A 14994-nucleotide genomic window follows, 5' to 3' on the forward strand; every position below is an offset into this window, starting at 1 on the left:
ATCTAGAGCTTTCGGTAGATGTCGTCGAGGGTCAGCCCGCGGGCGACCATCAGGACCTGGGTCCAGTAGAGCAGCTGGCTGATCTCCTCGGCCAGGGCCTCGTCGGGCTCGTGCTCGGCGGCCAGCCAGACCTCGCCGGCCTCCTCGATGATCTTCTTGCCCAGGGTGTGCACGCCGGCGTCGAGCGCGGCGACGGTGGCGCTGCCCGCAGGACGCGTGCGCGCACGCTCCCCCAGTTCGGCGAACAGCTCCTCGAAGGTCTTCACGGGCTGCGATTGTTCCATGGCGCCCGATGCGCCGTCACGGCGGTTTCCGCTCGGCGACTAGGCTGCGGTGCCGTGGGAGGAATCCGGGCGGCGAGGATCGTGGCGGTCGCAGCGCTGGCCATGGCCGGCTGCTCGAGCCCGATCTCGATCAGCAACGACACCAACCAGCAGGCGCCCGCGCCTGCGCCGCCCACATCGTCGGCCCGCCCGAGCAACGACAAACTGGTCAACGCCTTCGACTTCTACGCCAAGACCGACGACCGGGCGGGCTATTACTTCGTCAGCCCCAGCGGCAGCTGGCGGTGTGTGATCGTGGCTCGCAGCTGGGCGGGTTGTCAGTCCTCGGGAGGCAGCCTGAGCATCCAGGGGGCGCCGCAGAGCGTCACCGACGACACCGGCCGCAGCGTCACCCCGAACGCGATCGTGGTGCGCACCGAGGGCGACCCACAGTTCACGTCGGTGGCCGCCGACGAGTTCACGCCGCCGACCGGGACAGCCAAGACCCTGCCGTTCGGCAAGATCCTGGCCGCCGCGGGTTTCCGTTGCAACGTGTCGCAGCAAGCCGGCATCGCCTGCCTCAGCGAGCAGACCGCCAAGGGCTTCACCTTCTCGTCGGCCGGGGCGAACTGGCAGTACACCGACGTCCCGTAGCGACGAATCAGGCCGTCGCGGCCTTGCCGTCGTGCAGCACCTCGGCGTGCATGTCCTCCAGCGAGACGCCCTTGGTCTCCATGACCCACTTCCACACGAAGATGCCCGAGAGAACCGCGCACAGTCCGTAGAAGCCGTAGGCCAGCCCGAGGTGCTCGCGCAGGCCGGGGAAGGTCACGGTGATCAGCCAGTTGGCTGCCCACTGCCCGGCCGCGGCCAGCCCGAGTGCGGCCGCGCGGATGCGGTTGGGGAACATCTCGCCCAGCAGCACCCACACCACCGGACCCCAGGACATGCCGAAGGCGACGACGAACAGGTTCGCGGCGATCAAGGCGATGACTCCGGACGCACCGGGCAGGCTGGGCTTGCCGTCGACAAGCGTGGCGTTCGCGAAGATGACCGACATCGTGATCAGCGTCACCGCCATGCCCGAGGATCCGATGAGCAGCAACGGCTTACGGCCGATCTTGTCGATCAGCGCGATCGCGATGAGCGTGGTGGCGACGTTGACCACCGAGGTGATCACGGTGTAGATCGCCGACTGGTCGGCGTCGAAACCGACCGCCTGCCACAGCACGTTGGAGTAGTAGAAGATCACGTTGATCCCGACGAACTGCTGGAAGATCGACAGCCCCAACCCGACCCAGACGATGCCGTAGAGCCCGCCCGTCGGCTTGCGCAGATCCCGCCAGGACGGCTTGTCCTCGCGCTCCAGGGTCTCCTGGATCCTGCTGATCGTGATCTCCAGGTTCTTCTCACCGAGCAGCATCGTCAGCACCTTGCGGGCTTCCGGAATCTTGTGGCTGGCAACGAGATAACGCGGCGACTCCGGAATCGTGAAGGCCAGGCTGCCGTACAGGACGGCGGGAACGGACATCGCAAGGAACATCCACCGCCACGCCTCCAGTCCCAGCCACAGATCCTTGGAAGGTCCACCGGCGGCGTGCTGAAGCAGCCAGTTGATGGCGAAGGACAAGAAGATGCCGGACACGATCGCGAGTTGCTGCAATGATCCGAGCCGGCCCCGGATGCGTGGCGGCGAGGTCTCGGCGATGTAGGCCGGCGCGATCACCGAGGCGATGCCGACGCCGATACCGCCGACGATCCGGAAGATGACGACGGTCGTGACGTTGGGAGCCAATCCCGTGCCGATCGCGCTGACGAAGAAGAACACCGCGGCAATCTTCATGACCGAGATGCGGCCGATGCGGTCGGCGATCCGGCCGGCCGACATGGCGCCGGCCGCGGCGCCGAGCAAGGCGGAGGCGACGGCGAAGCCGAGTTCGGCGTTGCCGATTCCGAATCGTGCCTGGATCGAGTCGACCGCACCGTTGATGACGGCGCTGTCGTAGCCGAACAGCAGGCCGCCGAGCGCGGCCACCGACGCGATGCGGACGGCCGTCCCGCCGGATGAGAAGTCTTCGTCGGTGATTGCCGACGGTGTCTGGTCGATGGGGCCCTGCCCGGCCATGAGCGTCCTTTCCGCAGCACTGCGAGACGTCGAGATTTGGTAAGGACTACCTTCGCACAGTCAGCCAGCCGACACGACGATATTGGCCGGTGGCCTTCAGGCGGAGCGTTCTCCCAGGCCGAGCCGCAACTCGGTATAGATCTCTCGCAATTGCGGGATGCCCACCCGGGCCAGCGACGAAACCTGGTGCCGCCGCGGGCTGGTGGGGACCTCGACGTCGTTGGGCACCACCAAAACCGGGCACCCGGCGTCCTCCGCGGCCGCCGCACCGGTGATCGAATCCTCGACGGCCAGGCACTGGTCGGGGGCCAGGCCCAGCAACGTCGCGGCGCGCCGGTACGGGTCGGGCGCAGGCTTGGCGCGCTCGACCTCGTCGCCGCAGACACTGACCGAGAAGTAGTGCCTGCCAATGCTGTTCAGCGCCCGCTCAGTCAACGCCCGACGGGTGTTGGTGACCAGGGCCATCGGGACAGCGGCGTCGGCGAGGGTGTCCAGCAGCTCCTGGGCGCCGTCGCACCACGGCAGTCCGCCGTCGAACAACTCCGCGGTGTAGTCGTGCAGCCAGTCGGCGCTGGCCGCCATGTGGACGGGGTCGTGTTCCAGGCCGAGGTCGTCGTAGACGATCCGCATCACGCCCTCGGCCGAGCCGCCGACGGTGGCGTCGCGTACCTGGGGTGTGAGCTCCCCGCCGAGCTTCTTGTAGAGCTCCTGCAGCGAGATGTCCCAGAGCTTTTCGGAATCGACAAGGGTGCCATCCATGTCGAACAGCACGGCATGCATGCCTGTCATTGTGTCATCACCTGGGGTCGGCGCGGAAATCAATATCGCGGGGCTACGAAACAGGTTGTCGGCCAACCAGTCTCAGTCCTCCGGGTTGTACCCGAGATTCGGAGCCAGCCAGCGCTCGGCTTCGGCCAGGGTCCAGCCCTTGCGTTTGGCGTAGTCGGCGACCTGGTCCTGGGCCAACCGACCGACCACGAAGTACTGCGACTGCGGGTGCGAGAAGTACCAGCCGCTGACCGCCGCACCGGGCCACATCGCCATCGACTCGGTGAGCTCGATGCCGGTGCGCTCCTTGACATCCATCAACTCCCAGAGCGTCACCTTCTCGGTGTGCTCCGGGCATGCCGGGTAGCCGGGGGCGGGACGGATGCCGCGGTACTTCTCACCGATGAGATCCGCATTGTCCAACTGCTCGTCGGGCTGATACCCCCAGAACTCCTTGCGGACGCGCTGGTGCATCCGTTCGGCGAAGGCCTCGGCCAGCCGGTCGGCGAGCGACTCCAGCAGGATCGCGCTGTAGTCGTCGTTGTCCGCCTTGAACTCCACGATCTTGTCGTGGCTGCCGAGTCCCGTGGTGACCGCGAACGCGCCGACGTAATCCCGCAGGCCGGTGTCTTTGGGCGCGACGAAGTCGCCCAGTGACCGGTTCGGGATGCCGTCGCGGTGCTGGCCCTGCTGACGCAGGTTGTGCAACGTGGTCAGCACCTCGGTGCGGGTGTCGTCGGTGTAGACCTGGATGTCGTCACCGACCGCGTTCGCGGGGAAGAAACCGATCACCCCGTTGGCTGTCAGCCACTTCTCCTTGATGAGGGTGTCGAGCATCTCCTGGGCGTCGTCGTACAGCTTGCGGGCCGTCTCACCCGAAGCCGGGTTGTTGAGGATGTCGGGGAATCTGCCCTTCATCTCCCACGCGTTGAAGAACGGCTGCCAGTCGATGTACTCACGCAACTCGGCGAGGTCGTAGTCGAGAAACTCTCGCACTCCCGTGCCCTGCGCGGGCACCGGCGGCGTGTAGCCGTCCCACTCGATCGGCGTCCGGTTGGCACGGGCCTTCTCCAACGTCAGCATCGGCCGCTCGTTCTTCTGCGCGTGCCGTTCACGAAGCGAGGCGTAGTCCTTCTCGGTGGCCTCCAGCAACGCGGGACGCTGCTTGTCGTCAAGCAGCGCCGCGGCGACCGGCACCGAACGGGAGGCGTCCTTGACCCAGACCACCGGACCGCTGCGCCGCGGCGCCACCTTCACCGCGGTGTGGGCGCGCGACGTCGTGGCCCCACCGATCAGCAGCGGGATCTGCAAACCCTGGCGTTCCATCTCGGCGGCGAAGTTGACCATCTCGTCCAGCGACGGGGTGATCAGACCGGAGAGCCCGATGATGTCGGCGTCGTGCTCCTTGGCCGCGTCCAGGATTTTCTGGGCAGGCACCATAACACCGAGGTCGATCACTTCGAAGTTGTTGCACTGCAAGACAACTCCGACGATGTTCTTGCCGATGTCGTGGACGTCGCCCTTGACGGTCGCCATGATGATCGTGCCGTTGGTGTCCTTCGTCGCGGCCTCTCCAGGCAGCGGTTCGGCCTTCTCGGCCTCGATGTAGGGCAGCAGGTAGGCCACGGCCTTCTTCATCACCCGGGCCGACTTCACCACCTGGGGCAGGAACATCTTGCCCGCGCCGAACAGGTCGCCGACGACGTTCATCCCGTCCATCAGCGGGCCTTCGATCACCTCGATCGGCCGCCCCCCCGCGGCGGCGATCTCGGCCCGCAGTTCCTCGGTGTCGGCGTCGACGTGGGCGTCGATGCCCTTGACCAGAGCGTGCGTGATCCGCTCGCGGACCGGCAGACTGCGCCACTCCGCCGCGGCCGGATCCTCGGCCTTCTCCGAGCTGTTGAACCGCTCGGCGATCTCCAGCAGCCGCTCAGCGGCGTCCGGGCGGAGGTTGAGCACGACATCCTCGATGCGGTCCCGCAATTCGGGGTCGATCGAGTCGTAGGGCACCAGCGCGCCGGCGTTGACGATGCCCATGTCCAGGCCGGCCTTGATGGCGTGGAACAGGAACACCGAGTGGATCGCCTCGCGGACCGGATTGTTGCCGCGGAACGAGAACGACACGTTCGAGATACCGCCCGAGATGTGCACCCCGGGAAGGTTTTCCTTGATCCAGGAGCACGCCTCGATGAAGTCGATCCCGTAGCTGGCGTGCTCCTCGATACCGGTGGCCAGCGCGAAGCAGTTCGGGTCGAAGATGATGTCCTCGGCCGGGAAGCCGACCTGCTCGGTCAGGATCCGGTAGGCCCGCCCGCAAATCTCCTTGCGGCGTTCCAGGTTGTCGGCCTGGCCCTGTTCGTCGAAGGCCATCACGACGACGGCGGCGCCGTACTTGCGGCACAGCCGGGCCTCTCGGATGAACTTCTCCTCGCCCTCCTTCATGGAGATCGAGTTGACGATCGGCTTGCCCTGCACGTTCTTCAGGCCCGCCTCGATGACCTCCCACTTGGAGGAGTCGATCATCACCGGGACTCGGCTGATGTCCGGCTCGGCGGCGATCAGCTTGGTGAACCGGTCCATCGCGGCGACGCCGTCGATCATGCCCTCGTCCATGTTGATGTCGATGACCTGCGCACCGACCTCGACCTGCTGCAGGGCGACCGACAGCGCGGTGTCGTAGTCCTCGGCCTTGATCAGGTTGCGGAAGCGGGCCGAGCCGGTGATATTGGTGCGCTCACCGATGTTGACGAACAGCGAGTCGTCGGTGATGTTGAGCGGCTCCAGGCCGGCGAGCCGGGTGGCCACCGGGATCGTCGGCACCTCGCGCGGCGGCTTGCCCTCGACCACCTTGGCGATCTCGGCGATGTGCGCCGGGGTGGTTCCGCAGCACCCGCCGACCATGTTGACCAGACCGGCCTCGACGAAGTCGGCGACGTAGGACGCCTGCCGCTTGGGCGACTCGTCGTACTCGCCGAAGGCGTTGGGCAGCCCGGCATTCGGATAGCAGGAGACGAAGATGTCCGCGATCCGCGAGATCTCCGCGAGATAGGGCCGCATTTCCGGGGCGCCCAGAGCGCAGTTGAGGCCGACGGCGATCGGCTTCGCGTGCCGGATCGAGTTCCAGAACGCCTCGGTCACCTGACCGGACAGGGTGCGCCCGGAGGCGTCGGTGATGGTGCCCGAGATGATCACCGGCCAGCGACGTCCGCGCTCCTCGAACAGTGTCTCGATGGCGAAGATCGCCGCCTTGGCGTTGAGCGTGTCGAAGATGGTCTCGACGATCAGCAGGTCCGCGCCTCCGTCGAGCAGGCCTCTGGCGGCGTCGAGGTAGGCGGCGACCAACTGGTCGTAGGACACGTTGCGGGCGCCGGGGTCGTTGACGTCCGGCGAGATCGACGCGGTCCGCGTCGTCGGCCCGAGCGCACCGGCGACGTAGCGGGGCCACTGCGGGGTGCTGAACTCGTCGCACACGGCACGGGCCAACGCGGCACCGGCATAGTTCAGCTCGTAGCTCAGCGCCTCCATGCCGTAGTCGGACAGCGACACCGCGTTCGCGTTGAACGTGTTGGTTTCCAGGATGTCGGCGCCCGCCTCGAGATACTCGCGGTGGATCGCCTCGATGATGTGCGGCTGGGTCAGCGTGAGCAGGTCGTTGTTGCCGACCAGATCGCTGGGCCAATCCTTGAAACGCTCGCCGCGATACCCGGCCTCGTCCGGCCGGTCGCGCTGGATCGCCGTGCCCATCGCGCCGTCGATCACCATGATCCGCTGCCGCAAGGTGGCCGACAGCTCATCGGTGCAGTCGGGACGGATGTTCGGCTGCGGGGTGTTCACGTCAGCGCTCGCGCTCACACACGTTCCTTCCGTAACGGAAGGCGTCCTTAACTCTGTCGAGCGTGGCGGTTACTTCGCGGGGATCCAGTCCCACTGAAGTAACCGTTGCAACGCCTCTCGACGGAGAAAAGTCTACGTCGTCCTCTGTTCGACGACGGGACGCCCAACTCATCGTCGGCGACAGCTCCCCGCCGCTGCCGTCGAGGCCAGGCCCTGGCCGGAATCCGGGTACCCACGGCCGGTCCCCAACCGAACATCGTCAGCACCAATCACCACACCAGGGTAGTAGGTCCGACAAGGCTCATCACGGGCTCGCAAGCCTTAGGCTGAGACGGTGACCCCGTCGAGCTACAGCGGTGCCAAGGGCCCGGACCTGCCTGAACTCCACAACACGATCATTGTTGCGGCGTTCGAGGGCTGGAACGACGCCGGCGACGCCGCCAGTGACGCGCTCGAGCACCTGGACTCGATCTGGGAAGCCGAGACGATCATCGAGATCGACGACGAGGCCTATTACGACTACCAGGTCAATCGCCCGGTGATCCGGCAGGTCGACGGCGTCACCCGCGAACTGGTGTGGCCGTCGATGCGGGTGGCGCACTGCCGGCCGCCCGGCTCTGATCGCGACATCGTGTTGATGCACGGCGTGGAACCCAACATGCGCTGGCGGACCTTCTGTTCTGAACTGCTGGCGATCGCCGACAAGCTCAATGTCGACACCGTGGTGATCCTGGGAGCGCTGCTCGCCGATACACCGCACACCCGCCCGGTGCCGGTGTCGGGTGCCGCCTACTCCCCCGAGTCGGCGAAGTTTTTCGGTCTCGAGGAGACCCGCTATGAGGGTCCGACCGGGATCGCCGGGGTGTTCCAGGACGCCTGCGTCGCGGCCGGGATCCCTGCGGTGACCTTCTGGGCGGCGGTGCCACATTACGTCTCGCAACCGCCCAACCCCAAGGCCACCGTCGCACTGTTGCGCCGCGTCGAGGACGTCCTCGACATCGAGGTGCCTCTCGGTGACCTGCCCGCCCAGGCCGAGGAGTGGGAAGTGGCGGTCACCGAGATGACCGCTGACGACGAAGAGATCGCCGAGTACGTGACCGCACTCGAAGAGCGTGGCGACGCCGATGTGGACGTCAACGAGGCGCTGTCAAAGATCGACGGCGACGCGCTGGCGGCAGAGTTCGAGCGCTATCTGCGCAGGCGAGGACCGGGTTTCCGAGGCTGACTCACGGGTCGTCGTCTTCGTCGTCGGTGGGGAGCAGTCGTTCGGGATGGTGGTAGGTGTTGGTCCCGCCGATGAGCGGCACGTTCGGCGGGGGGATCCATTCGGTTTGGCCGTTGGGGAGTTTGCGGGTGTCCCAGCCGTCGTTGTCGGCGTGCAGGTTGTCGCGTTGGCAGGCCAGGGTGAGGTCGTCGATGTCGGTGGTGCCGCCGTGTTTCCAGGGGCGGGTGGCGTGGTGGACGTGGCAGTCGTAGCCGCGCACGGTGCATCCTGGGGCTGTGCAGCCACGGTCTTTTGCTAGCAACATGATGCGTTGGTCGGCGGAGGCCAGGCGTTTGGTGCGGCCCAGCCACAGCGACTTGCCGGTCACCCCGTCGAACACAGCGAGGTAGCTGTAGGACGGGACGGCCATGCGGATCAGATCGGTGATCGGTAACAGGGTGCCGCCCGCGGTGACGGCGTGTCCGGCCCCGGCCTGCAGATCCTGCAATGTCGCGGTGGCGATCACGGTGACGGGAAGTCCGTTGTGCTGGCCGAGTGTCGGATCACCGAGGTGGCGCCGCGCCAGCTCGGCCAGGGCGTCGTGTTGGCGTTGGCCGTGCCCGCGGGCATCGCGGCCAGCGTCGTCGGGGGTGCACATGCCGGGGGCGGCGAGTTTGGCGAACAGGGCATCGAACATCGCGCGTAGTTCCGGGGTGGCGGTCAGCCGCCCCACACTCATGCCGTCGGGGCGCTGCGGTCCGCACCAGGTGAAGCCGCGCTGGCGGGCCCGGTCGGCATCGGAGAAGATCCCGTCGGGGTTGAGGTGGGTGGCCATCCGCGCGGCGATCTTCTCCAGCTGATCGGGACGCAGGTGTTCGGCGTGTTCGGCCAATGAGCGCTCGGCTCTGACGATCTCGGCCGGTGGGACATGGTCGGGTAGGTCGCGGAAGAACTTCTGGATGACCCGGATGTGGTCGCAGTCGAGCAGTCCGGCGTCCCAGGCTTTCGCGGTGGCTGGCAGCAACGGGGCCAGCGGTTGGCCGGTCAGGGTCGTACGTGGGGCCAGGTGCTCGGCATCCCGCAGCCGCCGCTTCGCCGCGCTGCGGCTGATCCGCAGCACGTCGGCCAGCACGATCGGGATCGGCGGGCAGCCTTCGTACTGCTCGAGATGAGTGAGCTGCTCATGGGAGATCGCCACCTGGCGGCGCAGCGTAGTCTCCAGCCGCTCGAGGACTGCGAAGCGCTGATGGGCGGGAAGTTCGGCGATTTCGGCCGCACCCAGCAGTTCGACCGCGGCATCGAGTGCGTCCAGCGCCGCAACGATCGAACTCATGTTCGAAAGGCTATCCGGCCCCACCGACAAGAAACGTTCTCGTCACCAAAACGTCAGCGGCTTGAGGGGGTCTCCTGCCGACCGGTTGGTCGGGCTGCGATAGCGTGCACGGTGAATACCGGCGAGTAACGACGAATCGAGGTTGAAGTCGTGCAACTGGCACTGAACGACGAGGACGCGGCATTCCGCGACGAGCTTCGCGAGTTCTTCACCACGCAGATCCCGGCCGACATCCGGGACCGCGCCCGCCGCGAGGCGCTGATCTGGCCCGACGACATCGTCACCACCCAGCGCATCCTCAACAAGGCCGGGCTGGCCGTGCCGAACTGGCCGGTGGCGTGGGGCGGCAAGGACTGGTCGCCGCTGCAGCGACAGATCTGGGCCGACGAGATGCGGATGGCGTGCGTGCCCGAACCGCTGGCGTTCAACGCCAGCATGGTGGGCCCGGTGATCGCGCAGTTCGCCTCCCAGGAGCTCAAGGAGCGTTTCCTGCCCGCGACCGCCAACCTCGACATCTGGTGGTGCCAGGGCTTTTCCGAGCCCGAGGCCGGCTCCGATCTGGCGTCGCTGCGCACCGTCGCGGTGCGCGACGGTGACGACTACGTGATCAACGGCCAGAAGACCTGGACCACGCTCGGCCAGTTCGCCGACTGGATCTTCGTGCTGGCCCGCACCAATCCCGACGCCCCCAAGAAGCAGGCGGGCATCTCCTTCATCCTCGTCGAGATGTCCACCCCGGGCATCACGCTGCGGCCGATCAAGCTGATCGACGGCAGCTACGAGGTCAACGAGGTGTTCTTCGAAGACGTCCGGGTTCCCGCCAATCAGCTTGTCGGCGAGGAGAACCAGGGCTGGAGCTACGCCAAGTTCCTGCTGTCCAACGAACGCACCGGTATTGCCCGCGTCGGCACCACCAAGGTCTGGCTCGCCGACGTCAAGGAGCGCGCCGCGCAGACCAAGGTCGGCGGTGGCAGCCTGCTGGAGGACACCCTGTTCGCCGCCAAGGTGGCCGAAATCGAAAATGAACTGCTGGCACTGGAATTGACACAGTTGCGGGTGAGCGGCGACGAGGGCACCGGAAAGCCGAACCCGGCGTCGTCGATTCTCAAGCTACGCGGCAGCCAGCTGCAGCAGGCGGTGACCGAACTGGCCGTCGAGGTGGCGGGCCCGGACGCGCTGCCTTTCGACGGCGGCGAGGACATCGAGTCACCGGTGTGGGCGCAGCATGCCGCGCCGCACTATCTCAACTTCCGCAAGACCTCGATCTACGGCGGTAGCAACGAGGTTCAGCGCACCATCATCTCCTCGACGATCCTTGGACTGTGAGAGCCGGCCATGAACTTTGACCTGACCGAAGAACAGCAACTGCTGGCCGACACCGCGCGCGACGTGTTGTCCCGCAGCTACGACACCGAGAGCCGCAACAAGGCCGTCGACTCCGAGCTCGGCTGGAGCCGCGAGGTGTGGGGACAACTCGCCGAAATCGGCATCCTGGGACTGGGTTTCGAGCCCGAGGAGTCGGGCCAGATCGAGATCATGGTCGTGATGACCGAGATCGGCAGGCGGCTGGCGCCCGAGCCGGTGGCCGCGGCCGCGCTGATCCCCGGCGGCGTGATCGCCGAACTCGGCAGCGACGAGCAGAAAGCCCTGCTCGACGAGGTCGCCGGTGGCGAAAAGCTATTGGCCCTGGCGCATTTCGAGCCGGGCCTGCGCGGCTCGGACACATTGTCCACCCAGGCCAGCCACCACGGCGGCAGCTGGACGATCACAGGCCGGAAAAACCCTGTCCTGGCCGGTGATTCGGCCGATGTCATCGTGGTGACCGCCGCATTGCCCGGTGGCGGCAACGGACTGTTCCTGGTCGACGGCGACGCGGTGACACGCAAGTCCTACCGCACGTTCGACGGCCAGCGCGGCGCCCAGATCGACTTCGACAACGCCCCGGCCCAACCGCTGGGCGACGGCGGAGATGTCAGCGACCGCATCCACGCGACGCTGGTCCGCTACTCCTCTGCGCTGTGCGCCGAGGCTGTCGGCGCGATGGACGAGTCGCTGCGGCTGACCACCGATTACCTCAAGACGCGCAAGCAGTTCGGGGTTCCGCTCAAGACGTTCCAGACGCTGACCCAGCGGGCCGCCGATATGTACGTCTCACTCGAGCTGGCGCGCAGCATGAGCTATTACGCCGCCATGTCCATCACCGACGGCAGGCTCGATCCGGTGGTGGCCGCGCGGGCCAAGTTCCAGATCGGCCGCTCGGGCAAGCACATTGCGCAGGAGTCCATCCAGCTGCACGGCGGTATCGGTGTGACGGCGGAGTATCCGATCGCCCACTACGCGGCCCGGCTGACCGGTATCGACCAGACCCTGGGTTCGGCGACCGACCAGCTGCGCTACCTGTCCGCTCAGGTGGGCACCTACGACACCGTTTCGCTGTAGGTCACGGGGTTTCGAGCTCTTCGAGCCGGGAGCTGGTGGACCGCCCCAGCGATTCCACTTCGGCGTCCATCGCGGGCAGGATCGACGGCACCATCGCCACGACCTGCTTCTCCCCCAGCGGTGTCGACAGCACCGGGCGAAGCCAGCGGAACGCCCCCACCCAGCCGGGCACGTTGACCCGACGGCGGCGGCCCTCGATGCCCTTGACGAAGGCCTCGCCGCAGGTGTCCACACTTGTGGTCTTGCCCAACGGGTTCGGCAGCTTGGACAGCATCTGCGCAAAGCTGCTCAGATCGCTCTTGGCGTCCTGAACCATCGGGGTGTCGATCCAGGACATGTGTGCCGAACCGACGTCGACACCGTGGTGGGCGACTTCCAGGCGCAGCGCGTTGGCGAAGTGCTCCACGGCGGCCTTCGAGGCGTGGTACGGAGCGAGCCCGGGTGCAGCCGAGTAAGCCGCCAGTGACGACACGATCAGGACGTAGCCACGGCGGTCGATGACCGACGGCAAGGTGGCCCGCACGGTGTGGAACACCCCGTTGACGTTGATGTCCATCAGCCGCTTGAAAGCCTCCGGGTCGACCTTGAGCACCGAGCCGTAGGTCGCGATTCCCGCGTTGGCCACCACCACGTCGATGCCGCCGAAACGCTGCACGGCCTGGTCGGCGACGGCCTGCATAGCGGCCAGGTCGCGGACGTCGGCGACCGCGGTCAGCACGTACTCCTCGCCGAGCTCGGCGGCCAGTTCGGCCAGCGGTGCCGCGTCGATGTCGGTCAGGACCAAGGTGGCGTTCTTGCGCCGCAGCCGACGGGCCACGTCGGCCCCGACGCCGCGGGCGCCCCCGGTGATGAAGACGACCTTGCCGTTGACGGAACTCATGGCCGCCAAAGGTACCGGATTGTTAGAGCCGCACACCCAGAAGTGCGTCGACGGCGCTGGCTACCGCGGCGGGTGCGGACGTGTCGTGTCCGCCGTACTCCAGCGCGTCGGTACACCACCCGTCGACGGCCGCCAGGGCGCTGGGCGTGTCCAGGTCGTCGGCCAGGTACTGACGCAACCGGGCGAGCAGGTCGGTGGTGTCGGGGCCGGCGGGCAGGGCCGTCGCGCTGCGCCACCGCTGCAGCCGTTCGTTGGCGTGCGTCAGCACCTCATCGCTCCAGAACCGGTCGCTGCGGTAATGCCCGGCGAACAGGCCGAGCCGGATCGCGGCGGGGTCGACACCCTGCTCACGCAACCGGGACACCAGTACCAGGTTGCCGCGGCTCTTGGACATCTTGTGCCCGTCCCAGCCGATCATGCCTGCGTGCACGTAGTGCCGGGCGAATCTGCGCTCACCGGTGGCACATTCGGCATGCGCGGCGGAGAACTCGTGGTGCGGGAAGATGAGGTCACTGCCGCCGCCCTGGACGTCGAACCCGAAACCCAAGCGGTCCAACGAGATTGCCGAACACTCGACGTGCCAGCCGGGACGGCCAGGGCCGAACGGTGAGGGCCAGCTCGGCTCACCGGGACGCGCGGCACGCCACAGCAGCGCGTCGAGTGGGTCGGCCTTGCCCAACCGATCCGGGTCGCCGCCGCGCTCGGCGAACAGCGCCAGCATGGTGTCGCGGTCGTATCCGGACTCGTACCCGAACTGAGGCGTGCCGTCGGCGCGGTAGTAGACGTCGGGAAACTCGGGATCGTCGACGACGTAGGCCGCGCCGCAGGCAACGAGTTTCTCCACCAACTCCAGCACTTCGGCGATGGCGTCGGTCGCCGCAACGTAGTCCTGCGGCGGAAGCACCCGAAGCGCGGCCATGTCCTCGCGGAACAGCTGGATCTCCCGGGCACCCAGATCACGCCAGTCGATGCCGTCCCGGTTGGCCCGCTCGAACAGCGGGTCGTCGACGTCGGTGATGTTCTGGACATAGTGCACCTGATGCCCGCTGTCCAACCACACCCGGTACACCAGGTCGAAAGTCAGGTAGGTGGCCGCATGGCCCAGGTGGGTCGCGTCGTAGGGCGTGATGCCGCAGACGTACATCGTCGCGGTCTGGCCCGGTGCCGTGGGGCGCACCTGCCCGTCGGCGGTGTCGTAGAGCCGCAGGGCAGGCCCGCGACCGGGCAGCTGCGGAATCTCGACTGCCGGCCAGGACTGCATGGCGTTGACTCTAAGGGGTTCGCTCGTCACGTCGCTCCGGGTGGTGATGGGACCGGCACTCTCCAGGACAGTGCTACAACGTGGCGGCCCGATCCATTCCCTAGCTCGCCAGCCACATTGCATCGAGCAACAGGTCGGCCACTTCTGGCCGGCACATCAGCAGGTCGGGAAGGTACGGGTCGGGCTGGTTGTAGAGCAGCGGCGAGCCGTCCAGGCGGGTGGCGTGCATCCCGGCGGCCTGCAGTACGCCGGCTGGGGCGGCGGAGTCCCACTCCCACTGGCCGCCCGCGTGGATGTAGGCGTCCGCGTCGCCGCGCACCACGGCCATCGCCTTGGCGCCCGCCGAGCCGATGCGGATGAACTCCATGTCCAGGCGGTCACGCAGCCGCCACAACACCGCGGGCGGGCGGTTGGAGCTGGCGGTGATCCGGATCGGGCCCGCCTGCGGCGCGGCCGGTGCCCGCACAGTGTCGCTGCGGTGTACCTCGCCCATCGCGGGCAGGGCCACGGCAGCGTCGGTGATGGCGCCGCCGTCGGGACCGGTGCGCTTCCACAACGCCACGTGCACAGCCCAATCCGGCCGTCGCGGCATGGAGAACTCACGAGTGCCGTCGAGGGGGTCGATGATCCAGACCCGGTCGGCGTGCAACCGCTTGAGGTCGTCGTAGGCCTCCTCGGACAGCACCGCGTCGTCGGGCCGTTCGGCCCGCAGGCGGCGCAGGATCAGTGCGTTGGCGCGGAAGTCGCCGGCGTCACCAAGCTCCCACGGGTAGTCGTGGCCGACCTCCTCACGGACGGCCAGCAGCAGACGTCCGGCCTCCTCGGCCAGGTCGGCGGCCAGCTCCGCATCGGTCAGACTCACCGTGTCAGTATCTCCGAATCATGAT

At 67.2% G+C, this 14994-nt stretch carries 12 protein-coding genes; 4 read left to right on the forward strand and 8 right to left on the reverse strand.

What is annotated here, in order from left to right:
• Positions 1 to 2: 2 nt before the first annotated feature.
• Positions 3 to 284 carry a phosphoribosyl-ATP diphosphatase gene (locus tag HBE64_RS11570; RefSeq protein ID WP_167101851.1) on the reverse strand — a complete coding sequence of 94 codons (282 nt, stop codon included), beginning with the start codon at positions 282 to 284 and terminating at the stop codon, positions 3 to 5.
• Positions 285 to 338: 54 nt separating this feature from the next.
• Here HBE64_RS11570 and HBE64_RS11575 point away from each other — a divergent pair, with 54 nt between their 5' ends.
• Positions 339 to 917, forward strand: coding sequence for a hypothetical protein (locus HBE64_RS11575; protein ID WP_243841581.1), 579 nt, complete (start codon positions 339 to 341; stop codon positions 915 to 917).
• Between the two features lie 7 nt (positions 918 to 924).
• On the opposite strand, the gene HBE64_RS11580 is transcribed toward HBE64_RS11575, so the two are convergent.
• The 3 genes from HBE64_RS11580 to metH all read right to left on the reverse strand — a co-directional run bounded on the left by HBE64_RS11580 (position 925) and on the right by metH (position 7008).
• Positions 925 to 2388 carry a sugar porter family MFS transporter gene (locus tag HBE64_RS11580; protein WP_167101855.1) on the reverse strand — a complete coding sequence of 488 codons (1464 nt, stop codon included), beginning with the start codon at positions 2386 to 2388 and terminating at the stop codon, positions 925 to 927.
• Positions 2389 to 2484: 96 nt separating this feature from the next.
• The gene (locus HBE64_RS11585; RefSeq protein WP_167101858.1) at positions 2485 to 3168 is read right to left on the reverse strand and encodes an HAD family phosphatase; all 684 of its coding nucleotides are present in this window, start codon (positions 3166 to 3168) and stop codon (positions 2485 to 2487) included.
• A gap of 81 nt (positions 3169 to 3249) precedes the next feature.
• Positions 3250 to 7008 carry a methionine synthase gene (gene metH / locus HBE64_RS11590; RefSeq protein ID WP_167101861.1) on the reverse strand — a complete coding sequence of 1253 codons (3759 nt, stop codon included), beginning with the start codon at positions 7006 to 7008 and terminating at the stop codon, positions 3250 to 3252.
• Positions 7009 to 7324: 316 nt separating this feature from the next.
• Between metH and HBE64_RS11595 the strand changes: the two genes are divergently transcribed.
• Positions 7325 to 8215, forward strand: coding sequence for a PAC2 family protein (locus HBE64_RS11595; RefSeq protein WP_167101864.1), 891 nt, complete (start codon positions 7325 to 7327; stop codon positions 8213 to 8215).
• Position 8216: 1 nt separating this feature from the next.
• Here the strand turns inward: HBE64_RS11595 and HBE64_RS11600 are convergent, their stop codons facing one another.
• Positions 8217 to 9527 carry an HNH endonuclease signature motif containing protein gene (locus tag HBE64_RS11600; protein ID WP_167101867.1) on the reverse strand — a complete coding sequence of 437 codons (1311 nt, stop codon included), beginning with the start codon at positions 9525 to 9527 and terminating at the stop codon, positions 8217 to 8219.
• A 150-nt stretch (positions 9528 to 9677) separates the two neighbouring features.
• Between HBE64_RS11600 and HBE64_RS11605 the strand changes: the two genes are divergently transcribed.
• Entirely contained in the window at positions 9678 to 10853 is a 1176-nt protein-coding gene (locus HBE64_RS11605) for an acyl-CoA dehydrogenase family protein (RefSeq protein ID WP_167101870.1), read from the forward strand.
• Positions 10854 to 10862: 9 nt separating this feature from the next.
• Positions 10863 to 11966, forward strand: coding sequence for an acyl-CoA dehydrogenase family protein (locus HBE64_RS11610; protein ID WP_167101873.1), 1104 nt, complete (start codon positions 10863 to 10865; stop codon positions 11964 to 11966).
• Between the two features lies 1 nt (position 11967).
• Here HBE64_RS11610 and HBE64_RS11615 read toward each other — a convergent pair whose 3' ends face one another.
• The 3 genes from HBE64_RS11615 to HBE64_RS11625 form a co-directional block, all read right to left on the reverse strand.
• Positions 11968 to 12846: an SDR family oxidoreductase gene (locus HBE64_RS11615; protein WP_167101876.1), complete on the reverse strand. Its 879-nt coding sequence runs from the start codon at positions 12844 to 12846 to the stop codon at positions 11968 to 11970.
• A 22-nt stretch (positions 12847 to 12868) separates the two neighbouring features.
• Entirely contained in the window at positions 12869 to 14107 is a 1239-nt protein-coding gene (mshC, locus tag HBE64_RS11620) for a cysteine--1-D-myo-inosityl 2-amino-2-deoxy-alpha-D-glucopyranoside ligase (protein WP_167101879.1), read from the reverse strand.
• A 100-nt stretch (positions 14108 to 14207) separates the two neighbouring features.
• Positions 14208 to 14969, reverse strand: coding sequence for a 3'(2'),5'-bisphosphate nucleotidase CysQ (locus tag HBE64_RS11625; RefSeq protein WP_167101882.1), 762 nt, complete (start codon positions 14967 to 14969; stop codon positions 14208 to 14210).
• Positions 14970 to 14994: the final 25 nt, after the last annotated feature.

The organism is Mycobacterium sp. DL592, assembly GCF_011694515.1.
Taxonomy (GTDB): domain Bacteria; phylum Actinomycetota; class Actinomycetes; order Mycobacteriales; family Mycobacteriaceae; genus Mycobacterium.

Excerpts from the sequence above, each read along its gene's own strand:
- HBE64_RS11600 (WP_167101867.1), bottom strand. The coding sequence starts at position 9,527 with ATGAGTTCGATCGTTGCGGCGCTGGACGCACTCGATGCCGCGGTCGAA.
- HBE64_RS11615 (WP_167101876.1), bottom strand. The coding sequence starts at position 12,846 with ATGAGTTCCGTCAACGGCAAGGTCGTCTTCATCACCGGGGGCGCCCGC.
- mshC (WP_167101879.1), bottom strand. The coding sequence starts at position 14,107 with ATGCAGTCCTGGCCGGCAGTCGAGATTCCGCAGCTGCCCGGTCGCGGG.
- HBE64_RS11570 (WP_167101851.1), bottom strand. The coding sequence starts at position 284 with ATGGAACAATCGCAGCCCGTGAAGACCTTCGAGGAGCTGTTCGCCGAA.
- HBE64_RS11585 (WP_167101858.1), bottom strand. The coding sequence starts at position 3,168 with ATGCATGCCGTGCTGTTCGACATGGATGGCACCCTTGTCGATTCCGAA.
- HBE64_RS11580 (WP_167101855.1), bottom strand. The coding sequence starts at position 2,388 with ATGGCCGGGCAGGGCCCCATCGACCAGACACCGTCGGCAATCACCGAC.
- HBE64_RS11610 (WP_167101873.1), top strand. The coding sequence starts at position 10,863 with ATGAACTTTGACCTGACCGAAGAACAGCAACTGCTGGCCGACACCGCG.